The sequence below is a fragment of the Arthrobacter sp. zg-Y20 genome (assembly GCF_030142075.1).
GTDB lineage: Bacteria > Actinomycetota > Actinomycetes > Actinomycetales > Micrococcaceae > Arthrobacter_B.
This window is the reverse complement of the sequence record NZ_CP126241.1, coordinates 242,542-264,801: the sequence shown is the minus strand read 5'-3', so window position 1 is coordinate 264,801 and position 22,260 is coordinate 242,542. Positions and strand designations below refer to the sequence as shown.

The 22,260-nt window shown below is 64.5% G+C and carries 16 protein-coding genes; 10 read left to right on the top strand and 6 right to left on the bottom strand.

What is annotated here, in order from left to right; genetic code table 11:
* Positions 1 to 277: 277 nt before the first annotated feature.
* The gene (gene poxB / locus QNO06_RS01305; RefSeq protein ID WP_227912985.1) at positions 278 to 1,996 is read right to left on the bottom strand and encodes a ubiquinone-dependent pyruvate dehydrogenase; all 1,719 of its coding nucleotides are present in this window, start codon (positions 1,994 to 1,996) and stop codon (positions 278 to 280) included.
* A gap of 185 nt (positions 1,997 to 2,181) precedes the next feature.
* Here poxB and QNO06_RS01300 point away from each other — a divergent pair, with 185 nt between their 5' ends.
* Together QNO06_RS01300 and QNO06_RS01295 are read left to right on the top strand one after the other, a co-directional pair.
* The gene (locus tag QNO06_RS01300) at positions 2,182 to 3,057 is read left to right on the top strand and encodes a hypothetical protein (RefSeq protein ID WP_227912984.1); all 876 of its coding nucleotides are present in this window, start codon (positions 2,182 to 2,184) and stop codon (positions 3,055 to 3,057) included.
* Positions 3,054 to 3,716, top strand: coding sequence for an RES family NAD+ phosphorylase (locus QNO06_RS01295; RefSeq protein WP_227912983.1), 663 nt, complete (start codon positions 3,054 to 3,056; stop codon positions 3,714 to 3,716). The genes QNO06_RS01300 and QNO06_RS01295 overlap by 4 nt, the downstream gene beginning before the upstream one ends.
* Before the next feature lie 704 nt (positions 3,717 to 4,420).
* Here the strand turns inward: QNO06_RS01295 and QNO06_RS01290 are convergent.
* From QNO06_RS01290 to QNO06_RS01285, 3 genes are read right to left on the bottom strand one after another with little or no spacing between them, the layout of a single operon-like run.
* Positions 4,421 to 6,169 (bottom strand): DUF2326 domain-containing protein, encoded by a 1,749-nt coding sequence (locus tag QNO06_RS01290; RefSeq protein ID WP_227912981.1) that lies wholly within the window; start codon positions 6,167 to 6,169, stop codon positions 4,421 to 4,423.
* Positions 6,170 to 6,176: 7 nt separating this feature from the next.
* On the bottom strand, positions 6,177 to 6,401 hold the full coding sequence (locus tag QNO06_RS17005; protein WP_442860165.1) for an ABC-three component system middle component 6: 225 nt from the start codon (positions 6,399 to 6,401) through the stop codon (positions 6,177 to 6,179).
* Positions 6,398 to 7,204, bottom strand: coding sequence for an ABC-three component system protein (locus QNO06_RS01285; RefSeq protein ID WP_227912980.1), 807 nt, complete (start codon positions 7,202 to 7,204; stop codon positions 6,398 to 6,400). The genes QNO06_RS17005 and QNO06_RS01285 overlap by 4 nt, the downstream gene beginning before the upstream one ends.
* Before the next feature lie 264 nt (positions 7,205 to 7,468).
* Here QNO06_RS01285 and QNO06_RS01280 point away from each other — a divergent pair, with 264 nt between their 5' ends.
* The 8 genes from QNO06_RS01280 (at position 7,469) to QNO06_RS01245 (ending at position 19,263) form a co-directional block, all read left to right on the top strand.
* Positions 7,469 to 8,914 (top strand): DUF3375 domain-containing protein, encoded by a 1,446-nt coding sequence (locus QNO06_RS01280; RefSeq protein WP_227912979.1) that lies wholly within the window; start codon positions 7,469 to 7,471, stop codon positions 8,912 to 8,914.
* Complete coding sequence (locus tag QNO06_RS01275) at positions 8,911 to 9,702, top strand: DUF4194 domain-containing protein (protein WP_227912978.1); 792 nt, start codon at positions 8,911 to 8,913, stop codon at positions 9,700 to 9,702. Before QNO06_RS01280 ends, QNO06_RS01275 begins: the two co-directional genes overlap by 4 nt.
* Entirely contained in the window at positions 9,699 to 13,010 is a 3,312-nt protein-coding gene (locus QNO06_RS01270; protein WP_227912977.1) for an ATP-binding protein, read from the top strand. Before QNO06_RS01275 ends, QNO06_RS01270 begins: the two co-directional genes overlap by 4 nt.
* 47 nt (positions 13,011 to 13,057) lie before the next feature.
* Positions 13,058 to 13,963, top strand: coding sequence for an oxygenase MpaB family protein (locus QNO06_RS01265; protein WP_227912976.1), 906 nt, complete (start codon positions 13,058 to 13,060; stop codon positions 13,961 to 13,963).
* 151 nt (positions 13,964 to 14,114) lie between these two features.
* On the top strand, positions 14,115 to 15,599 hold the full coding sequence (locus QNO06_RS01260) for an HNH endonuclease signature motif containing protein (RefSeq protein ID WP_227912975.1): 1,485 nt from the start codon (positions 14,115 to 14,117) through the stop codon (positions 15,597 to 15,599).
* Between the two features lie 232 nt (positions 15,600 to 15,831).
* On the top strand, positions 15,832 to 16,533 hold the full coding sequence (locus QNO06_RS01255; RefSeq protein WP_227912974.1) for a DsbA family protein: 702 nt from the start codon (positions 15,832 to 15,834) through the stop codon (positions 16,531 to 16,533).
* A 292-nt stretch (positions 16,534 to 16,825) separates the two neighbouring features.
* Positions 16,826 to 17,905, top strand: a complete 1,080-nt coding sequence (locus QNO06_RS01250) for a phosphatase PAP2 family protein (protein ID WP_227912973.1) — start codon at positions 16,826 to 16,828, stop codon at positions 17,903 to 17,905.
* A gap of 116 nt (positions 17,906 to 18,021) precedes the next feature.
* A complete protein-coding gene (locus tag QNO06_RS01245) occupies positions 18,022 to 19,263 on the top strand; it encodes a hypothetical protein (protein ID WP_227912972.1) in 1,242 nt (413 codons plus the stop codon).
* Positions 19,264 to 19,287: 24 nt separating this feature from the next.
* Here QNO06_RS01245 and QNO06_RS01240 read toward each other — a convergent pair whose 3' ends face one another.
* Positions 19,288 to 20,520: a beta-ketoacyl-[acyl-carrier-protein] synthase family protein gene (locus QNO06_RS01240; protein WP_227912971.1), complete on the bottom strand. Its 1,233-nt coding sequence runs from the start codon at positions 20,518 to 20,520 to the stop codon at positions 19,288 to 19,290.
* On the bottom strand, positions 20,513 to 22,243 hold the full coding sequence (locus QNO06_RS01235) for a class I adenylate-forming enzyme family protein (RefSeq protein ID WP_227912970.1): 1,731 nt from the start codon (positions 22,241 to 22,243) through the stop codon (positions 20,513 to 20,515). Before QNO06_RS01235 ends, QNO06_RS01240 begins: the two co-directional genes overlap by 8 nt.
* Positions 22,244 to 22,260: the final 17 nt, after the last annotated feature.

Genomic DNA, 22,260 nt, shown 5'->3' with positions numbered 1-22,260 from the left:
CGGCTGTTCACACCGTCTGGCCGAATTTCCTGAACTATGCGGGCGCTATTTGGTGACGTTGGGATGGTGGGTGTGGACATCGGTCAGGACCACGGTGCGGTCACAGACGTAGAACCAGATCCGGGCTCCATTGCTCAGTGCGTATGCCGTATCCGCTGGATGGTTCCGGCGTCGGTGATGAATTCCATTCTGACGTACAAAATAAACAACCTGTGGTGGAAGCACGGCGCCGATGAGGCGTCCGCGCAGGGCGAATGACCTCGGGGGCGCGCAAGCCTTACAGCAACTGCCGCGCGTTGGCCTTTGCCAGGTCAATGAGTTCGCGGCCGTTCCCGGCGAGCACCGTGCGCATCGCGTAGACCGCAAAGCCCGTGGCCTGCTTCGCGTCGATCTTCGGCGGCATGGAGAGTTCCTGCCGCTCCACCGCGACGGAGACGAGGGCGGGGCCGTCGTACTCGAACGCCCGGCGCAGGGCGCCTTCGAGGTCCTCCGGACGCGTGACGCTTTCGCCGTGCATCCCCACCGCCTGCGCCACCTTGCCGAAGTCCGGGTTCTGCAGTCCGGTGCCGAAGTTGACGATGCCCGCCGCCTTCATCTCCACCTCCACGAAACTGAGCGCGGCGTTGTCGAACACCACGATCTTGATCGGCAGACGATGCTGCACCGCCGTCAGCAGCTCGCCGAGCATCATCGCCAGCCCGCCGTCGCCCGCCAGGATTACCACCTGCCGGTTCCGGTCCACCGCCTGGACGCCCAGGCCGAGCGGGGTGGCCGCGGCCATGGTGCCGTGCCAGAAGGAGCCGATCAGGCGCCGTCGTGCGCCGATGTGCAGGTGCCGGCACGCCCAGATGACCGGGGTGCCGACGTCGGGCAGGAAGACCGCGTCGTCGTCGGCGAGTTCGTCGATCAGGTGCGCCAGGTGCTGCGGGTGGATGGCGCCCGGGCCCTGCTTCTCCAGGTCGTCAAGCTGCCGCCGGGTGCGGCGGTAGTGATCCAGCGACTTCTCCAGGTGGGTGCGGCTGGACTTGCGCTCGAGCAGCGGCAGCAGCGCCTCGGCCGTCTCCCGCACTCCGCCGACCATGCCCTGGGTGAGCGGCACGCGGCGGCCGAGCTGTTCGCCGCGGATGTCGACCTGCAGGATCTTCGCGTGCTTCGGGTAGAACTGCTGGTAGGGGAAGTCGGTGCCGAGCATCAGCAGCGCGTCGCAGTCCTCCATCGCCCGGTAGCCGGACGCGAAGCCCAAGAGCCCGGTCATGCCGACGTCGAACGGGTTGTCATGCTCGATGAATTCCTTGCCGCGGAGGGCATGCACAATCGGCGCGCCCAGGGCGTCGGCGAGGGCGAGGACCTCCTCGCGCGCCCCCTCGACGCCGGCGCCCGCCAGGATGGTGACCTTCTCGCAGGAGTTCAGGGTGGCGGCGGCCTCCTGCAGCTCCGCCGGGGAGGGCACGGTGACCGGGTTGGTGCGGCGGACCGTGAAGACGCGCTCGTCCTTGGCGTCTTCCAGCGCGGTGTCGCCCGCCATTATGAGCACGGCTACGCCCCGCTTTTCGATGGCCGTCCGCATGGCGATCTCCAGCAGCCGTGGCATCTGCTCGGGGCTCAGCACCATTTCGCAGAAGACCGTGCAGTCGCGGAACAGTTCGGTGGGCCGGGTCTCCTGGAAGTACTGGCTGCCGATCTCGTCGCTCGGGATGTGCGAGGCGATCGCGAGCACGGGAACCCGGCTGCGGTGCGCGTCGTAGAGCCCGTTGATCAGGTGCATGTTGCCGGGCCCGCAGCTTCCCGCGCACACCGCCAGCTCGCCGGTCAGCGCCGCCTCCCCCGCGGCAGCGAACGCGGCTTCCTCCTCGTGCCGGGTGAGCATCCACTCGATGCCCTTCTCCCGGCGGATCGCCTCGGTCACCGCGTTCAGGGAATCGCCGGGGACTCCCCAGATCCGCTGGATCCCGTTGGCGGCGAGGTTGTGGACGACGGTTTCGGCGATCGTGGGCATGCTGCTCCTCAGCTGGTGCGTTCAGACGGCCCCGCCAGTCTAGGCACCGGGGATCTGGCTATGCCAGAGGTGTGACGGGTGTTACGCAGAGACTGAGGCTCTGCGTCCCCGCTCGGGAGTCTGGTACCACTATTCGACGAATAGAGCGTCTGGAGGGGTTGCCACGGTTGACGGGGAAGCATAAGGTGGTTGCTCAGGTTGACAAGGAGGGTACTGAATTGACTCCACCTACGAGTAGACGCCTCAAAACACGAATTGCTAGGAATCCCGGTCAGAAGACTGAACAACTTTCAGGCATCGAAGATATACACAACTTCGATGCCCAGCAATCGCGGGCTGATCGTTCTTCGCAACCAAAATCTTTGCCTGAGGTGTTCTGGCGGAAGACCGATGAGCCTTGGACGCCCGCCACTCCCTCAATCATGTACGCGATTGCCTTACACACCAATGATGACTGGGTAGAGCCTCTAGGGCGAACGAGATACCAGGACACTACTATTCCTCGGGATGTCATCCAATCTTCATGGAACCGAGCCGTCCAGCGTTTTGGTAAAGCTGGCACTAAGGCCCAGACAGTTCGTGCCCTCACAGACGCTTTGTATAAAGAGCTAGTTGAAGCTGACATCGATATGAAAACATTTGATTCAAAACGCCTCGCTCGGGCCATGATGCGTCTTGTTCCGCTGCGCTCCAGCACGCTGGCGGATCGGGTTGGACCGTTCTATGACACGGCGGCGATGAGCGAGTGGTTGGGAATCACGCGGCAGGCCTTGGATAAAAAAGTCAAAACTGGCAAGCTCATCGGACTAATGACTTCGGACCGCAAGAGGTTCTACCCGGAGTGGCAGTTCACCGCAGAGGGTGAACTGATTCCTTATCTACCCGAGGTTCTCGCCGAGCTGCGGAATGGGACCAGTGATGAATGGATGATCGCACTCTGGATGCGCAGCCCGAAAGAGGCGCTCAAGGACGAATCCGCAGCGGAATGGTTGGTCAAGAGAAACGATCCTGAAGCGGTCCTCGAGTTGGCCCGCCACGACGCAGCAGCTTGGGCCTCATGACGCGTGAGAATGCCGCACTGAAGAAACCCGACGACGTCACCGATTTCCCTGTACACAAACAGGGCGTATCAGACGACCTCTTCCGCGCGGTGGCCAAGGGGAACGGTAGTTGGTACTTTGCCTCGACACCGACTGGCAGGTTCAACCTGTCATCACCCAGAGGGACCTGCTACATGGCCACGGACATCCCGACAGCGATTCGGGAAAGGCTAGGAGAGACCTTCACCCGGGAGCGCTTGGTGCCACAGGCGACCGTCGACGCGATGGAAGTAACGACACTTCGTTTGCCGGCTGAAGCAAAGCTAGCTGACACCGGTGCTGAGGCGGCCGCCAACTTCGGAGCTATTCGAGAGCTTGGATCCATATCTAACGCCTATGCATTAACTTGCCAATGGGCGACGGCCTTTGATTCCGCTGGATTAGACGGTGTGCTCTACGGATCACGATTTACCAGCATCGCGAGGTCGACGGCTATTGCATATTTTGGAGCAGAAGGACCAAAGCCGACTTGGGACGATTCGGGTGACAGGTACACGGGTGAGGAGGCCTTCATCCTGGCAGACATGGAGGCATTCATCGAGCCGATTCCAACATCTTCCGCAATGCGAATGGCCTCCACGCCAAAACTCGCCTCGACTCCAAAATGGATAAGCAGTTAGTGTAGGAATTGAGGCGACGACCTAGTATCTCCGTTCTAATCTTTAACGAATACAGCAATGTCAAGCAAACAAAATTGGATGATGTTTGTGAACGGATCTGCCGATATGGATCACCTGCCAGGGCTTTGACCTATAACTCTGGTTGCCCAAGTGTGACTCGACTTTTCCTGCCGATGAGCTTAGGGCTCTAGAGGGCGCCGCATATTTGCTGCCCATAGCAATATTCCGTATGCATGAGAGCAACGTGCCGAGGGCGCCGCTGGACCGCGCTTCTGAACGGATGCTCCTCTAAACCGAAACCGCAGGCACCCCTCCAGCGCCGTATTGCCGGATACCGGTGCTGGCCCTCTTCCGCGAAGCCTTCACCCGCACCAGGCCCCGGGTCCCGCTGGACGATTTCCACGCCATGACGGACAGCTTCCTGAACCGGCTACGGATGGACAGCGTCCAGCTGCGCGAGGACTGGACCGGCCGCAACTACGCCGATGACAGGGTGGCCCGCCGCTTCCTGGACCGTCCGCGTGCGGACGGAAAGTTTGTCGGTCGGCGCAGCCGGTCTAAGCGGCGAGGTCGGGCTGGGCCAGAGGGGTGGTGGTAGCCAAATGCTTGGCTACAGGTTCCAGCGGGCACTCCAGACGACTGGTCGATGCTGCGGTCGAGGAGGCTTGCGACTGTCCCACTTACTCTTAGCCGCCAAGCCGTCCTCAACTCATGTCGGGCTCGTCGCTGGGGCTCAATCTCGTACCCAAGACACTGCCAGAAGGATCACCGTCGTGCAGTGTGAGTACAACTGAATCGCTGAACACCGACCGCACAGAGAACTCCTGCCAAGGCACATTGTCGCTATTCATGGTCAATAGATGTTGGTAGCCAAACTCGCTTGCGGATGCAGACGCTACCTCAATGGCTTTTGCAGTCTGTCTTTCATCCACGTCCGCAAAAATCGCGCTGTCATGGAGTAGGAACCCAGGACCTCGTCCGCGAGCTGCCAGATCCTCCGCTAGTGCTACGTCATAGGCAAAGATTGCCATCAAATGGACCCCGCCCGACCCAGTCTTCGGTAAGGCAACCTTGAACTGAATTCCGCCCCTTCCCGGGGATACTCGAAGATCAGCTGGCTCCCCGTAAAGCGACTCCATGATCTCACCAAAGCGTGCAATCACTCCAGAACGCAATTCGAAACGCTCCTGCAGGTCGAGTTTGGTCCTGGTGACTAGGTCCAGCTCGAGTGATTTAAGCTTGGACTTGCGATCCCCCAGCTCGCGCAACGTCCGGATCTGTTCCTCAACCTGAGCAACCTGCACTTGAGATTCGGCAAGCCGCTTTTGCAGAGCTGCGAAGTCATCAAGCGCACCTCCACTGCGCAGCAGTCGCATGTCTTGCTCTTGGCGAACTGCATTTTCAGCTTGCTCAGCTTCGCGTTGAGCGATCCGTTCCCGAATCCGGCGCGCTTCATCTTCCAGATACGAGGCCCGGTTGGCTGCCACCTGTCGCTGAAACTCAGATGCTTCATCAAGGCTACGGACGATGGCATCGCCCAAGACCATTCCAGCTTCGGCGAATAGCCTCTGGACGCTGATGTTGCTCGTCGTGAACTCGTCGCGTACCTGCGACTCATACAAAGCAAGCTGTTGACGGTCAGTAAAGTTTTGGTTCGCTAGAGATTTGATCCTAGACGTAGCCTCCTGAACCCGGGATTCGATCTTCCGATACTCAGGCAAAACCGAGAAGGTGCGTATGTCTTCTGTTAGGGATTCCGCACGCCGCTTTAGCCGGACAAGCTGAGGTTCTAACGCGGCGATGCGTGCGTCGATTGTGTTGTCTGGGTCATCGGCCAGTGCGACACGGGCCTTACGTTCCTTGAGTTCAGACCATTCCTTCGCAAACCGCCAGTCGAGATTGAGGAGGTAAGCGTTTTCGGCTTGGACAGCCTCGGCGCGCTGGTTCGCGAGGGTGCGGAATGGATCGATCAGCGAGTCTGTCCGGTAGCGAGCAAAATGACGCACGAGGCTTCGAAACGACGGGGGCGCCGCCGGCATTCCTTCCCTCACGAAACACTCTTGCCCTAGCCAATTCGTCCATTGGCGCGACCCTATGGTGGTTGTTTCATCCAGGTTGGCACCTTCTCGCAGGACAATCCCTGCCGTGACGACGTCACCCTCGATATGGACTTCACCGGGAGAGTCAGGACTACGAGAAACACTAAGTGCTATGCCTGCCCTCGTCGCGAATGACAGCGTGAAGTACCATTCATTACCCTTCATCTGCTCCAAGCGGGCACTCATGTTTGCGCCCAAACAAAAGTCGATAAGAGCAATAACAGTGGTTTTCCCGAGCCCATTCCTAGAATCGGTCTTAGTCGATTCCTTAGCTCTATCCGCAACAACTATGTTTAGCCCGTCCTGGAAAGTGACGGCACGAAACTCCTCAAAGTTCGCTGTCAGTGAGTTCAAGCGCATTTCACACCCTCCATTCGAGGACACCGGAGTCGAGAGATACAAATCCGAGCAAGTACAGCAATGTCAACGCTTCCGTAAATGTGTCAAAGGACGAATCTGGGCTGGCTACCCTGTACGAGTGCCACAGCTCACTGACTGTGGGGTTTTTGCCCCTCAACGGCAGGACTGAGGCTGCTCGCCCTAGAACGCTGTCGGATGCGGGGATGTATTTCGTGGGCAGTATCATGCGGGTGGCTCAAAGACATCGCAAACCTCGAATAGGTGGCAAAGCACGGCAGCGGCAGCGGCACGGATGACGAACATCCTCGACAGGTCGGTTTGAGGACTGACAGCGCTGTTCGCACCGAAGTCCAGAAGCGATAGGAAGAGCTCGTCGCCCACCCGCCCCTTCGAATGCAGGCGGTCATACTCTTGAACGAAACCAGCCCGGATTCGAGCTGGAAACCTGGACGATAGCTGAGCTTGGCGACGAATAAAGTCCGCGGCTTGTGGAGCCTGTGCAAGGCCGATGGTCATGGTCGGGCGGATCGCTTCAGTCAGACCGTTCGCATCCATCTTTTCTTGAGGCGGGACGGCAATCATAGGAGTGGACGGAAGGTCTATGTCGCCGTCAGCAAAGGCATTACAGACGATCTGCAACTCAGCAAAAGACACCGATGTTGCGCCAATTGAAAGCCTTTCCGCAGTCGCTTGCTCGGCAGCTCGCTTCCATTCCTGCAAAGTCTCTACGGGATAGGCGGAATCTATCTTGTCGACCAGATTATGGTGGTGAGCGCATAGGATAACGAGGTTGCCGTAACCGTCGCGTGAACTCGAACTTAGCGACGGATTAGGCCGCGGCCCGTCATCAGATGATCCCTCGATATGAGCGATTTCACCCAGAACAACCGGGCCAGAATCAGTGAAGTGCACGATTGCGGATGTGCACTCGGGAAAAGCACAATAATGGCCGGAAGTTAGGAAGAGTTGCTTCAAGGTTAGAGGTGAATAGTTCCTCGGCATCAATCCCCCAATTTCATTGTGCGGCATCTCTCGACTATGGCGCAGATGTGTGCGCCATACGCGAAAGATGCGAGACTTGCTGAATCATCTTCTCATCATCACCCAGCGCGCCCGTCAATTCAGTTTGAATCGGCGTGGCTACATCGGGGTGATTAGTGCTAGGGCCACTGCTAGGTGCATTACCGTTGCCGAAGCTTCCCGTCCCCGGACGCCCTTGCCCCATCCCACCCTCCCACCCGGCTAAAATCGAGGAGGCCCGTTTTACCCCACCGCACGGGCGGAAAGCGCAGAATGTCCTTCATCGAGAACGCCGTTGCCCGCTGGGCCGAACTGCAGCGGCTCCAGGCGGCCCCCGGCTGGAAACTGACCAACGCCAACGCCTGGGTGCTGGCCCTCTTCCGCGAAGCCTTCACCCGCACCCGCCCCCGGGTCCCGCTGGACGACTTCCACGCCATGACGGACTCCTTCCTGACCCGGCTCCGGATGGACGGCGTATCCCTGCGCGAAGACTGGACCGGCCGGAACTACGCCGATGACTGGGTGGCCCGCCGCTTCCTGGCCCGGCCCCGCGCGGACGGAAAGTTCGTCTACGAACTCACCGAATCCTCCGCCCGCTTCCTCTCCTATCTGGACGGCTTCAGCAGCGACAAAACGTCCCTGAACTCCTCCCGTCTGGCCACCCTGCTGGACCGGGTGGAAAACCTGGCGCAGGAATCCAACCCGGATCCGGCCGCGCGCATCGCCGTGCTTAAGGAAGAGGTCGCCCGGCGTGAGGACATGATCCGCGCCCTGGAAACCGGGGAGGCTCCCCCGCCGCTGCCGGAGGACACAGCCGTCGAAGCCGCCCGCGACATCCTGGACCTGGCCGCCGCCCTGCCGGCCGACTTCAAACGCATGCGCGACGGCCTGGAAAAGATGCTGCACAACCTGCGCCAGGAAATGGTGGAATCAAACGCCGCCAAGGGCCTGACCATGGGCGAAATCCTCGAAGCCGACAAAAAGCTGCGCAGCACCGCCGAAGGCCGCACCTATGAGGGCTTCACCGCCTTCCTGAACGACGCCGACCAGCAGGCCCGCTTCCGCGCCGCGATCGCCGAGGTCCTCGAACGGGACTTCGCGGACAACCTGACCCCGGAGGACCGGCAGAGCCTGTACCGGCTGATTTCCGACATGCGGGACCAGGCCACCGAAATCCACCGCATCTACGGCCGGCTCTCCGAATCCATGCACACCTACGTGCAGAGCGACGAGTACCGCGAATCGGTGCAGCTGCGCCAGCTCATCCGCGCCGCCGAGGCCGCCATCCACAAGGCCCCGCGCGGACGCCGCCGCGCCGCCGTCGTGCCCGCACCGCAGCTGTACGGGTCGGGCTTCGAGTCCCTGAGCATGGTCCGGGTCTACAACCCCGAAGACCACGCTGCCCCGCGCACCCTGCCCGAACCGCCGCAGTTCACCGAGGCGGACATCCACCGCTCGGCCCGCACCCCGCGCGCGGACCGGCGGGTACTGGCCGACGCCGTCTCCCGGGCGACGGCGTCACGCCCCACTGCCACCGTGGCCCAGGTGTTCGAGCAACTGCCCCCCGAACACCGGCACCTGAACAGCATCCGTGCCCTGCTTGCCGGCGGCTCTGCCGCAGGCGACACGCTTGAATCCGTTACCTTTACCCAGATCGACGGCAGCGAGCGCACCGCGCTGCTGCCCGCCGTCGCCGTCGCGAAAGCCCCCGAAAAATGAGCGAGACCATCCACGCCGCCCCGGACGAGAACGTCATGGAAGAGAACCTCCCGGAAAACCCGGAGCTGGACGCCGAAGACGCTGAGGAACAAGACACAGAAGCCCCGCGCGACCTGCTGGTCGACGGCCCCGAACTGTTCCCCGGCGACACCGGCACCCTGCCGCTGAAGCTGCGCCAGGCCCTGATCCGGCTGCTGCGCGGCCCCTATCTGGACGCCACCTCGAGCGACAACGTGTACGAGACCGTGGTGGACAACCAGGAGCAGCTGCGCGTGCGGCTGAGTGAGCTGTTCCTGTCCCTGGTCATTGACGAGGACCGCAAGGTCGCGCTGCTGCGCCCGGTGGACATGGCCGAACCGCACACCTCCGCCCTGCAGCGCCAGCGCGAAATGACCCGCGAGGAAACCCTGCTGCTGCTGCGCCTGCGGCTGATCCTGGACCGGCACACCGGCACCGGGAACGAGGCCACCATTGCCCGGCAGGACATCCTCGAGGTGCTCGAGGCCTACGTGGACCCGGGCCAGCGCGACGCGAAGTCCGTGGAGGACACCGCGGATGCCGCCATCCGCAAGCTCGTCCAGGAACGCCGGCTGCTGATCCCCACCGAGCTGGACAACGTCTGGGTCATCTCCCCCGCCCTGCCGCTGGCCCTGCCCTACAGCCAGATCGGCGACATCGTCACCTTTATGCAGACCCTCTCCGGCGAGGATCCAGACGGCGCCCCCGCGCTGGATCTGGGCGACACCGACACTGAACCCGCCACGAACGACGGCGAGGAGCCGGCATGAGCATCGAAACCACCCTCCCCATGGGAGACCTGATCAACCCCGGCCAGAACCGGCTCTCCTCCGTGCAGATCGTGAACTGGGGAACCTTCGACGGCGCGCACACCATCAAGGTGGACCGCGCCGGCACCCTGCTCACCGGCGATTCCGGCGTGGGTAAATCCACCGTCTTCGACGCCATGCTCCTGGTCATGGACGCCCGCCCCCGCATGAACGAGGCCGCGCAGAACAACAACGGCACCAACGCCGAGGAAAAGCGCACCGCCTTCTCCTACATGCGCGGCCGGCTCGGCACGCAAGGAGCCGACGACGGCGCGGGCACCGCCTACCAGCGCCCCGGCGCCACCTGGTCCGCGGTCTGCCTGACCTTCGACAACGGGCTTGGCCAAATCACCAGCCTCTCCGTGGTGATGGACCTGCCGGCCACCGGCACCGAACACAACCTGGGCCGCTTCTACCTGGTGCACAACAAGCCCCTGGACATCACCACCCTGCAGACCGGCATCCGCGGCCGCTTCACCAAGGGCAGCCTCGAAGCGCTGCTGCCCGGCGCTGCCGTGTTCGATTCGCACAAGATGTTCGCCGAACGCTACCGCTCGGCGCTGGGTGTGGAGGATGAGAAGGCCTTCAACCTGCTGCGCATCCTGCAGACCGGCAAGGGCCTGGGTGGCACCGTTAATGACTTCTTCCGCACCAACGTGCTGGACACCCCGCGCACCCTCACCGCCGCCGAAGAAGCGGTGGAGGACTTCAGCCACCTGCGCAGCATCCGCCGCCAGCTCGAACGTGCCCGCCAGCAGCGCGACCATCTGGCCTCCGTTCCCGAGCTGCACACCCGCTACCGGCAGGCCGCCGACGCCCTGGCGCACAACCGCGCCCTGACCACCGAGGGCCTGCCCGCCTACCGGCAGCGCCTGGCCCTGGAAGGCGCCTCCCGCACCGCGGAGAAGCTCGACGCCGCCGCCTCTGCCGCCCGCGCCGAACTGTCCGCCGCGGAAACCCGCCGTGCCACGCTGAAGGACCAGCGCGACGCGCTCAGCGCCCGTTACGCCGCGGAGGGCGGCGGCGCCATCGCCACCCTGGAACGCGAACTCGCCGCCGCCGCCGCGCAGCTGCGTTCCCGTGAAACCGTGGAAACCGCGTTCCGGGACGAGCTCGCCGCGGCGGGGATCGACGTCGACTTCTCCCCCGCCGGGCTGGTCACCGCCCGCAGCCGCGCCACCGAGCTGGTGAAGTCCCTCGGCGCGGACCTGGAGTCTGCCAAGGAGCGCAGCAGCAACGCGCACGGCGAGGCGTGGTCCCTGAAGGGGCAGATCGCGAAGCTGGAAAACGAGATCGGCTCCTTCCGCCGCCGCAAGTCCAACATCCGGCAGGAATCCCTGGACCAGCGCACCCGGATCTGCGCCGCCACCGGCATCCGAGAAGCCGACATGCCCTTCGCCGCGGAACTGATCGACCTGCCCGCCGAGCACGCCCAGTGGCGCCCGGCCGCCGAGCGCACCCTGCGCTCCCTGGCCACCGCCCTGCTGGTCCCCGGCGAGCACATGGCCGCCGTCACCCGGTACCTGAGCGAGAACGACATGCAGGGCTACGTGCGCTGCATCGATGTTTCGGTGCCGCTGGACGGTCCCGCCGAACCCGGCCCCGATGACCTGATCACCAAGCTGCTCACCCACGACTCCGAGATGGGCGACTGGGTGCGCCGGAAAATCACCGCGCACTACGACTTCGTGTGCGTGGAGGATCCGGCCGGGCTGGCCGGCGTCGCCAAGGGCGTGAGCAGAGGCGGTGCGGTCAAGCGCAACCGCAGCACCACCGAGAAGGACGACCGGCACACCAAGGCCTCGGACAACGTCCTGGGCTTTGACAACAAGGACACCGTCGCCGCGCTCGGCAACGAACTGCTGGCCCTGCGCACTGTGTTCGAAGAGGCGGACACCGTCTCGAAGCAGCACGCCGCAGAGCAGGATGAGCTGATCCGCCGGCTCGCCGCCGTCCGCCGCGTCGCCGAGGACGCACGGAGCTGGGAGGACCTGTCTGCAGACGAGGCCCGCGCCGCCGTCGAACAGGCCACCGACCGGCTGGACGCGGCCCGGGACGCCAACGCGGACCTGGAACAGATCCGCTTCGAACTGGACACCGCCGAGCTGGACCTGACCGCTGCCACGGAGAAGGTGGGCGGGCTCAAGGGCGAAGCGGCGAGGCTCGACGCCGACCTTGCCGCCGCCGTCGAACGCCGCACCGCGCTCTCCGCGAAGGCACCGGACGCGCTGTCCGAGGGTCTGCGGACCGCGCTGGCCGAGCTGTTTGACCCGTTCGGTGACCTGACGGACGCCGCCCGGCTGAAGGAAGCCGCCGGCGAGGTGGAGCGTGCCCTGATCACCGAACAGGCCCGGCTGGAGAAGACCCTGCTGGAAACCCGCGCGAAGCTGGAGCGGACCTTCGAAACGTTCTCGGACAAGTGGGGTTCGGACTTCGGCACCTCCGTGGAGGCTGCCGGCGCGTACGAGGACCGGTTCGAGGGCATCATCACCGAGGGCCTGCCGCAGCGCGAGGCCGAATTCAGCGAGTACTTCAACAACCGCACCTATGAACGGTTCAGCGACCTGCTGCAGCTGCTGGACGAGGAACGCCGCAGCATTTCCTCCCGCCTGCTGCCGCTGAACTCCGTGCTCCGCCGGGTGGAATACCACGCCGGCAGCCACCTGGAGATCGAGGTGGCCACCACCATTCCCGACGCCGCGTACAAATTCCGCACCGAACTGAAGAACGCGCTGCCGATGATGGGCTCACGCCAGGATCGGGCGGACATGGATGCCCGGTATGCCGCGCTGGAGGCGCTGGTGGACCGGCTGAAGGATCCGGAGGAGAAGCGCTGGCGGGCCGAGGTGCTCGACGTCCGCTCGCACGTGACCATCACCTGCACGCACCGCCTGGCCAACGGGCACACCTACACCAACCTGCAGGCCTCGCTGATGTCCGGCGGCGAGGGCCAGCGGTTCACCGCGTTCATCATGGCGTCCGCGCTGGCCTACCAGCTGGGCATTGTGTCGCAGGGCTTCAGCACGTACGGCACGGTGATGATGGACGAGGCGTTCGTGAAGTCGTCGCTGTCCTTTGCGGAGGCGTCCATCAACGCGCTGCACGAGTTCGGCTTCCAGCTGCTGCTTGCCGCGCCGGAGGACAAGGTTGACCTGTCCCGCTTCCTGGGCTCGGTCACCGAAATCCTGCGCGACGACGTCACCAACCGTTCCGGCGTGCTGGAACGCGGGCTGGGGAACTCCCGGTCGGTGGACATCCTGCTGCGGTAGGCGGTTCCTCTGGCATTGCGGGGGCGCCGGGATGGAGACTGGGAGACGTGATTCCTCTTCTCGAGTCCTGGCGCCGCCAGTTGATCGGCACGTTCAGCAACAACGCCGCCGAAATCCCGCAGTGGGAGCTCGAGCTGGCGAAGGGCGACGACGTCGGCCACTTCGGTCCGGAGTCCGCCGTCTGGGCGGTCCACGGCTCCATGACGCCGATCATCGCGGGTATCCGGGCGCTGCTGCTGCAGGCCCTGCATCCCGGGGCGATGGCCGGAGTGCATGATTTCTCCGACTATAAGGAGGATCCGCTGGGCCGGCTCGCCGGGACCATCCGCTGGATCTTCACCGTCACCTACGGGGACACACATGCGGCGAAGTCCGGGTCGGACTGGGTGCTGCGCCTGCACGAGCGGGTGCACGGTGAGTATGTCGACGCCGACGGGGCGGTCCAGCCGTATTCGGCGAACGATCCGGAGATTGCCCGCTGGGTCCATCTGGCGTTCACCGACGCGTTCCTGTCCTCGCACCAGCGCTACGGCGGGGAGATACCCGGCGGTCCGGACGCGTATGTGGCCGAGTGGGCCGTGGCCGGGGAGTTGATGGGCATTCCGGATCCGCCCCGCTCCGAGGCGGAGCTGCGCAAGCAGATGGCCGGGTTTGATTCCCAGCTGCGCAGCAGTGACTACGTGCAGGAGGCACTGGGGTTCCTGCGGCGGCCTCCGTTGCCGGGGAACCAGAAGCTGGGTTACCGGGTGCTGTTTGCCGGGGCGGTGGCCAGCCTGGAGCCGAAGCACCGGGAGTTGTTGGGGTTGCGGGCGCCGCGCTTGGGGCCTGTTCCGCTGCCGATGACGTTTCCCGTGAAACTTGTTTTGGGTGTTATCCGGTTCGGTCTGGGTCCTATGGGGCCCAGCGAGCGGTCGGCGCGGGAGCGGATTGCCCGGCTGGCCGGGCGGGTGTGAGGGCGCGAGTGGTGCTTCCGCGGGCAGCTTTTGGGGCGCTAACTGAGGCAAGTAGTGGGCCTTTAAAAGACGGGTAAATGAAGCTCCGTCGTGGACCGTTTTTGGCAGTTTTTCGGCCCTGAAATGTCAGTGCCGGATGAAAACCTTAGGCATGGACCAGATCGGGAACACCGAACCGACAACTGAAGAACCAGGGATTGGGCACTGCACGGACGAAGGCCACGCCGGCACCAAGGACGAGCCCACACTTGCGGTATACCGGGCGGGTACAGATACGGCCGACGACGACGGCGCACGTGCCAGCGGAACCGCCGGCGCGGCGGGTCCCGGCACCACTGACCCCGGTTTTCCGGATGGTTTCAGCGGAACCCTGGCTCTGCAGAACCTCGAATCCTTCGACGACCAGGCCACCGGTGAAGTCCTGGTCCGGGTGGCGCACCTGATCGCGTGGGCGGAGGCTCAGCGGGCCCGGATGCTGAACCGGATGGAAACCCTCTTCCGGGAGGATTACGCCGGCCCGACCGGCCGGGTGGAACCCGGGATGGCGTTCACCCTTGCCGCAGCGGAGTGTGCCGCCCTCCTGCAGATACCGCACGGCACCGCCCAGCGGCTGATGTTCGAAGCCGGCCTCCTCACGGACACCCACACCGCCACGCTGGAAGCGCTGCAGGACGGGAGGCTCAGTTACGGGCATGCGCAGGTGGTGCTGGACCAGTGTGAGAGTGTTCCTGCCGCCGAGCTGCCTGAATTTGAAGCAGCCCTGTTGAAGGCTGCAGAAGGTCAGACGCGGTCTCAGTTCTCCGCCAAGGCCCGCCGGCAGCGGGAGCGGAAGTATCCGCAGACCATTCCAGAGCGGCACCTGACAGCCTTTGATAAGCGCCGGGTTGTTTTGGAACGGGATGAAGACGGCATGTCGTGGCTGTCCGCCCATCTGCGGGCGGCCGAAGCCCAGCAGATCTACACGGCACTGAGTACCGCTGCCCGCGGCGAGCAGGCCAACGGCGATCAGAGGACTGCTGACCAATTGCGCAGCGACATCCTGTCCCAGCTGCTCATGGGCGGCTGCGGATCCACCCGTGTCACTAGTGCGGCCAGTGAGGAAACCACCGTCCTGCCGCGGGCGGAAATCATGGTCCTGATCAACGCCGAAACACTCTTCGGAGCCAACGACCAGCCCGCCGAACTGCACGGCTACGGACCCATCAGTGCCAAAGCTGCCCGCAGGCTCGCCCGCAACGCCACCCGCTGGACCGGCCTCGTCCAGGACCCGGACACCGGGGAAATCCTCGGCGTGGGCAGGCGGCGGAAAGTCCCTGCCGGACTGGCCCGCTGGCTGCGTGCCCGGGATGGGACCTGCCGGTTCCCCGGCTGCCGGGTCAGCACTGCACTCTCGGAAATTGACCACACTACGGATTGGGCGGCCGGAGGTCCCACCGACCACGGAAACCTGGCCCATCTGTGCCGGCGGCACCACCGGTTCAAAACCCTGGGATTCTGGAAGGCCCGGCAACCGGAACCGGGCGTGGTGGAGTGGACCTCACCGAGCGGACGGGTCTACCGAACCGAACCGTTTTTGGAACTGGCGCCACCACGCCCGGTACCGGTTCACGCATGGGAAGCAGCCCCGCCATTCTGAACAGGAGGCTGTTCCGCGGAGGCCGGTCCAACGCTTCACCAACGGTCCGGCCCTGGAACTCATCGGCCCCACCCGGTGAACTACGCCCTGCGCCGCTCGATCAAGATCACAGGATAAGAGCGAAAAACCCCTTTCGAACCCCCGGAACCGCTGGAAAAATGGAATAGAAGCATCTTCCAACCCCCGTACCCGAGCGTGCTCCCGCGCGCTTCCCCGATACTGGAAAGGAATTATGCGCAGGGTCGTACCCTCTCTGATCATCGCTGGAATGCTGGTTGGCGGAGGGGTGGTGTCCTGCGGGACGCCGGCAGAATCCCCCGCCCCCGAAGCATCGGCCAGCGTCTCCGCTTCCCCCAGCACCTCCGCCTCCGCAGAAGTCACCGTACCGGCGGACCAGATGGACAAGCTGGTCCCCTCAGACGCCCGGACCATCACCGATCCGGCAGATCCGCAGGCCACCCTGGTCCTCTTCACCGATTACCAGTGCCCCTACTGCGCCATGATGGACCCCTTGATCCAGCAGGCCAAGGCCGACTACGGCGACCAGGTGCGCATCGTTATCCGGAACTACCCACTGCCAAAGCACCAGAACGCGGAGCCGTCCGCCCGAGCCGTGGAAGCCGCTGCTGAGCAGGGCAAGCTGGAGGAAATGGCGGCAAAGGTCTTCGAGCATCAGGAGGACTGGAAGACCGAATCCGATGTGGACGGAATCTTCGCCTCCTACGCCGAGGAGTTGGGGCTGAACATGGATCAGTTCAACGCTGACTACTCTTCCGATGCCATCAAGGACCGCGTCGCCCGGGATCTGCAGGACGCCCAGGATCTCCAGGTGAAGGGCACTCCCACGCTGTACCTCGACGGGCAGGCCGTCCAGCTGGAGTCCGGCGCTTACAGCGAGATTTCCGAACCACTCGACAACGCACTGGCAAAGTAGCGCCTCAACTCAGGCCGGCACGTCTCGACGACGCCGGCAGCCAAACCCTAGCGACCGGCGGTTTCGGAACCGCCGGTCGCTACCTTCAACAGGCACCTTTAACAGGAACCCATAACAGGCACCACAAAGGCCCACTAACCCGCGGCACCCCCAGGCACGGCCAACAGCTGCCAACAGCTGCCACACCCGTACCACGACGGCGGCACACCGCGTCATAATGTGATCGAAAGCATACTGAATATCAGGGCCCCTAATAACATGTTTTGCCGCCCCCATGGGGTAAAACAGTCTAATGACTATCGAAGCCGGGCCTGCCCGATCCGCCTGGCGCCGCCTTTTCGGCGTGCCGCTGCTGGTTGCAGCAGCTTTCACCGTAATCATGCTGGTGACCGCCGTCGTCGCCGATCTCCCCGTCCGTGACCCGGAAGGATTCCTCGGCCCGAGCTATGTGCGGCTGCCGCTGATGGTGATCCTGATGATCGCCGCCGACGTGGTTCCCCGGGTCTTCGCCCGACGCCGGGACCTGGGCGGCGTAGGCGCCGCCGCGTCCCATGTGCTGCGCACGCGCTGGGCGGGACCGCGGCTGGCTGTGGCCATCGCCGGACTGGCCACGTTCTACCTGGCCTACATGTCCTACCGGAATATGAAGAGCTTCCTGCCGTTCCTGCGGGACGGGCTGACCGATTCGATGCTGGAGGCTTCGGACAAGTGGTTCGCCGGCGGGCATTACCCGGCCGATGTGCTCCAGGAAGTCCTGGGCACCGGTTCCAGCGCGGACCTGCTCTCCGGCGTTTACATGCTGTTCATGGTGTTTGTGCCGATTTCCCTGGCCGCTTCACTGGTGTGGTCCGACAACCTGCAGCGCGGCGCTTGGTACGCCACAGCACTGTCCTTCAACTGGATCCTGGGCACGGTCAGCTACTACGCACTGCCTTCGCTGGGGCCGGTCTACGCCGATGCGACCCCGTTCTATGACCTGCCCGAAACCACGGTCTCCACCCTGCAAGACACCCTGTATGAGAACCGCGCCGAAGTGCTGACGGATCCGTTCGCCACCGAAAACGTGCACGGCATCGCTGCCTTTGCATCCCTGCACGTATCCATCATCTTCACCGCCGCTTTGGTGGCCCAGCTGACCCGGCTGCCCAAGCCGGTCCGCTGGATCATGTGGATCTACGTGGCACTGACCACCCTGGCCACGGTCTACTTCGGCTGGCACTACGTCCTGGATGTCTTCGCCGGCTTCGCGCTGGGCGCGGTGTCCGTCTGGCTGGCGTCCAAGGCCGTCGGTACCAACCGCCAGGACTTCGCCCCGCGCATTGAGCTGGCGGACCCCGACGTCGAGCCTGAGCTTTCCGCAGCCATGCGCTAGGCTCCCCAGCAGCGGGAAATGCCCGCCGGTGTTAGGGGGAACGCTGAGTGGATGTCCAAGTTGAGCCGCCCGACTATCTACGTCCGCCAGCGAAGCGCAGGTTCAGTCTGCTCCGAGTGACCCTGACCGCTGTCCTGGCCATCTTCGCCGTCGTTATCTTGGCCGCGGGCTACGTAGCGGTTCTCAAAGCGAGCACCCGGCAGGCCGATGAAGATGCGCGGACAACGGGCATCATTGTCGTGGCCGCACGAACCTACCTGCATGCATCCTCCGATCCCCTTCCCGCAGGTATGAGCGAAGAAGACTATGCAGCCTTCTGGAGCGAACCGGCGATGAACACCCCGGATGCCGCAGCCCTGCTGGACCTCCTCAACCAGAGCTGGAAGGAGGACCTCCGAAGGAACCAGGAGTACTGGCAGGACCGGGCGGCAACCATCCAGGATCCCGTCAAACGCACCAGCGCCCAGACCGCCGTGGACGAAGTATCGGCCCTCCTCTCCCAGGGCACGGCCCAGCGGGCCAAACGGATCGTCTTCGACGACCTGGCAGAGCTGGCGAGGCGGACCTGCCACCGCGCCAAGGTGAACGGTGTGACGTATCTGGACAACGGCCGGCCCATCATCAACTGGTATGCCACCGGCTACGGCAACGCCGGAGCGCGGGACCCGCTGGAATCCGAAGACCGGCGGACGCAGGCCCTGGTGGAAAAGGTCTATCCCGTGGCCTTTGAAGCGGCCCATCCCTATGTCTGCACCTTTCCGCCGCCGCCGGAAAGCGACTACCCGGCGGACGAGGAGCATCTATCGAACATTGTCCAGGAGGCAGAGAATCTACTCCGCACCGTGCATGTCCACCCCAACGCCGAGGGGCACCTCTCCGAAGAAGACTACGAAGCTTTCTGGAACGGGCCGGTCATGACTTCGCCGAACGCCCAGTCCTACCTTGACCGGGTGGGGGAACAAGCGGTCAGCGACTCCCGCGGGTCGGCAATGCACCTGCAGGCGGAGATCGACCAGATCCAGGACTCCGGCGTCCGGGACCATGCCCGGCAGTACCTCGACGCGGCCCTCAGCGAGGTGGCGAAGGACAACGGCAGGCGGCTTGCCGTAGGTATGGTCCATGCGGACCTCGAACAGTACTGGGAGGACACGTGCGTTAGCGAACCGGACAGCTGGACGTATCCGAAGTCCGTAAAACGCAACCGCTGGACCTCACAGATGGAACCGGAGTTCAGCTCCCGCTATCTTCACTCAGCGTGGAGCGGACGGGATACCGGCTGGAGCGAGACTACGTTTGAGCTGGCCCTGCAGTTCTACCCGGAAGCGTATGAGGCCGGACTTGAGGAGTACTGCACATAGCGAGCCATTCCTACCGGCACCGCCCTAAACAGCCCCAAACGCCGCCACCGCGTTTTGCCCGCCGAACCCGAACGCATCGGTCACGGCAAAGCGCACCGGGGTTTCGCGCGCCGTACCCGGGACATAGTCCAGGTCGCACTCCGGATCCGGAGTGCTGTAGTTGATGGTGGGCGGAATGACGCCGTCCCGGATGGCCATCGCGCACAGCAGGGACCCCAGGGTGCCGGCCGCCCCGATCAGGTGCCCGGTCATGGACTTGGGCGCGGTCACCGCCAACGACGACGCGTGCTCACCGAACGCGGTATGCAGGGCCAGGGTTTCGGTCCGGTCATTGGCGAGGGTGGAGGTGCCGTGGGCCGCGACCAGGTCCACGTCTTCGGGATTCAGCCTGGCCCGGCTAAGGGTCTGCGTGATGGCCGCGGCAGCGTACCGGCCGCTGGGATCCGGAGCCACAATGTGGAAGGCGTCGCTGGTCATCGCCCCGCCCAGTACCTCCGCATACACCTCTGCTCCTCGGGCCCGGGCATGGCTGAGCAGCTCCAGCACACACACCACGGACCCCTCGCCGAACACAAACCCGTCCCGGCCGGCGTCGAACGGGCGGCTGGCCTCCTGCGGTGAGTCATTGTTCCGGGACAGTCCGCGCATGGCGGACAGCCCCGCAAACATCACCGGCGTGATGGCGGCATCCGTGCCGCCGGCCACCACCACGTCCGCCTCCCCGGCCAGCAGGGTGCGGCGGGCCTCCAGCAGGGCCGCGGTACCGCTGGCGCACGCCAGGGCACTGGCGTTCACCGGACCATGGACGGCCAGGTCAATCGCCACCTCGCAGGCGGGCATGTTGGTCAGCGACGAGGCCACAAAACTGGGGCTGATGGGCCGCAGCCCGTCCCGGTGCAGGGTTTCGGTGGCGTCCTGAACCTCCGGATAGCCGGAGACAGCACTGTTGAGGATCACCGCCGCCTCGGTGCCCTCCAACGTGCCGCCAAGCCCGGCATCGGCCACCGCTTCCCGTGCCGCCGCCACCGCCAGGTGCGAGGCCCGGGAGGAGCGCCGCAGCCGTTTGACCGGCAGGATCTGTCCGGGATCGAAATTCTTCACCTCCCCGGCAATCCGCGTGGGAAAGTCCGAGGCGTCAAACGCGGTGATCTTGTCGATCCCGCTGCGCCCGGCCAGCAGCCCGGACCAGGTGTCGGGCCAGGTGTTCCCGAGCGGAGTCAGCGCCCCCATCCCGGTAATGACAACCCGCTCAGCCATCCGTCGGCGCCTTCTGGGCCGCACCCGCCGCACCCGCCGCACCCGGCACAGCCGCGCCCGCCGCCCCCGGCACATCCATCCGGCCGTCCAGCCAGTCCTGGGCAGCGGCGTCGGACACTTTGTAGTGCATCTTTTTGCCCGTGGCGGTCATCGGCAGTTCCTCGACAAAACGGTAGCCGCGCGGCCGCTTGAAGTCCGCCAGCCCCGGATGCTCCCGGCAGAAAGTGTCCAGCCCGGAGGCATCCACGCCCTCGTCCCGACGGACCACGTAGGCCACCACGCGCTGTCCCCACTGGTCATCGGGCACCCCCACCACCACCGAATCCAGCACCCCGGGATGGTCCGCGAGCGCCGCCTCCACCTGCACCGGATGCACGTTCTCCCCGCCGGAGAGGATCATGTCATCGGTCCGGCCCATGATGGTCACATACCCTTCGGCGTCCCAGGTGGCCATGTCCCCGGGATACAGCCACCCGTCGTGGAACTTCTCCTCCTCCACATCCGGCAGGTTCGCGTAGCTGAATCCCGATTTCGGCGAGCGCATAATCACCTCGCCTATCTCGCTGCCGTCCCGGGCCGCCAGCTCATCCGGACGGGCACGGCGGCCTTCGAACACGCGGACAACGGCGACGTCGTCGTCCGTGCAGGAGCGTCCGGCGCTGCCCGCATGGGCCGGGAGGTCCTCCGGCCGCAGGAAGGTGTTCCAGAACCCCTCAGTGGTCCCGTAGCCGTTGAAAATCCGCGGAGTCAGCAGCTCCTGGTACCGGATGGCGGCCGCCCGGTCCAGCGGCGCCCCCATGGTCACGATGCCGTGCAGGGTCTCCAGGTTCCGCGGGTTCTTCTCCTGCTCGGCGGCGATCATTTCCAGGGTGGTGGGCGCCCCGATCAGGTAGGTCAGGCCCTGCTCCCCCACCCAGTCCAGCACCGTAGCCGGGTTGAAGTTGCGCAGGGGCACCACCGAGCCGCCAATGTAGAACACCGGGTTGGGTCCGCCGGAGTGCAGCCCGCCGCGGTGGAACCAGGGGGTCATGTTCAGGGTGCGGTCCGCCGGGGTGAGCGGAAAGTGCATGATCACGTCGTGCGCGCTCATCAGCTCCGCAATGGAGGGAAGCGGCACCCCCTTGGGCATCCCGGTGGTGCCCGAGGTGTAGAACCGGGTGCTCTCCTCGAAGGTGGACAGCTCCCCGGCCAGGTCCGGCAGGGTTCCGGACGCACTGTCCACGGCAGCGTCGAAATCCTGCCCCAGCTGCCCGGACCCCATCCCCCAGTGCGCTGCCTCGTCACCGCCGGCCACCAGCACCACCGGCGACACTTCTGCCAGCTCCAGCGCGCGGGCTGCGCCGTCCACGTGCTCGGCGTCCACCACAAACACTGCCGGATCACTGTCCCGCAGGATGTGCGCGGTTTCCGCGGGCGCCAGCCGGTAATTCACCGGCACGCTCACCGCACCCAGCCGCTGCGTGGCCAGGTACAGCAGGGCGAACTCCACACCGTTGTAGAGCTGGTACAGCACCCGGTCCCCGCGCCCGACGCCGCGTTCGGCCAGTCCGCGTGCCACCTGGTCCACGGCCACCCCCAACTGGGCGTAGGTCCATTCCCGGCCCGACGGCGGATCGGCAAGCGCCACATTGTCGGCATACCGCGACACGTTGCGCGAGAAGCCGGACGCATAGGTGAGGCTGTGTTCGAAGTAGTCCCGGTAGCGGCTGGAATCGTAACTCACTGTGCGTCCTTTCAGTA

Coding starts and splice junctions, on each gene's coding strand:
- poxB (WP_227912985.1), bottom strand. CDS start 1,996: ATGCCCACGATCGCCGAAACCGTCGTCCACAACCTCGCCGCCAACGGG.
- QNO06_RS01295 (WP_227912983.1), top strand. CDS start 3,054: ATGACGCGTGAGAATGCCGCACTGAAGAAACCCGACGACGTCACCGAT.
- QNO06_RS17005 (WP_442860165.1), bottom strand. CDS start 6,401: ATGATACTGCCCACGAAATACATCCCCGCATCCGACAGCGTTCTAGGG.
- QNO06_RS01285 (WP_227912980.1), bottom strand. CDS start 7,204: ATGCCGCACAATGAAATTGGGGGATTGATGCCGAGGAACTATTCACCT.
- QNO06_RS01280 (WP_227912979.1), top strand. CDS start 7,469: ATGTCCTTCATCGAGAACGCCGTTGCCCGCTGGGCCGAACTGCAGCGG.
- QNO06_RS01275 (WP_227912978.1), top strand. CDS start 8,911: ATGAGCGAGACCATCCACGCCGCCCCGGACGAGAACGTCATGGAAGAG.
- QNO06_RS01270 (WP_227912977.1), top strand. CDS start 9,699: ATGAGCATCGAAACCACCCTCCCCATGGGAGACCTGATCAACCCCGGC.
- QNO06_RS01260 (WP_227912975.1), top strand. CDS start 14,115: ATGGACCAGATCGGGAACACCGAACCGACAACTGAAGAACCAGGGATT.
- QNO06_RS01255 (WP_227912974.1), top strand. CDS start 15,832: ATGCGCAGGGTCGTACCCTCTCTGATCATCGCTGGAATGCTGGTTGGC.
- QNO06_RS01250 (WP_227912973.1), top strand. CDS start 16,826: ATGACTATCGAAGCCGGGCCTGCCCGATCCGCCTGGCGCCGCCTTTTC.
- QNO06_RS01240 (WP_227912971.1), bottom strand. CDS start 20,520: ATGGCTGAGCGGGTTGTCATTACCGGGATGGGGGCGCTGACTCCGCTC.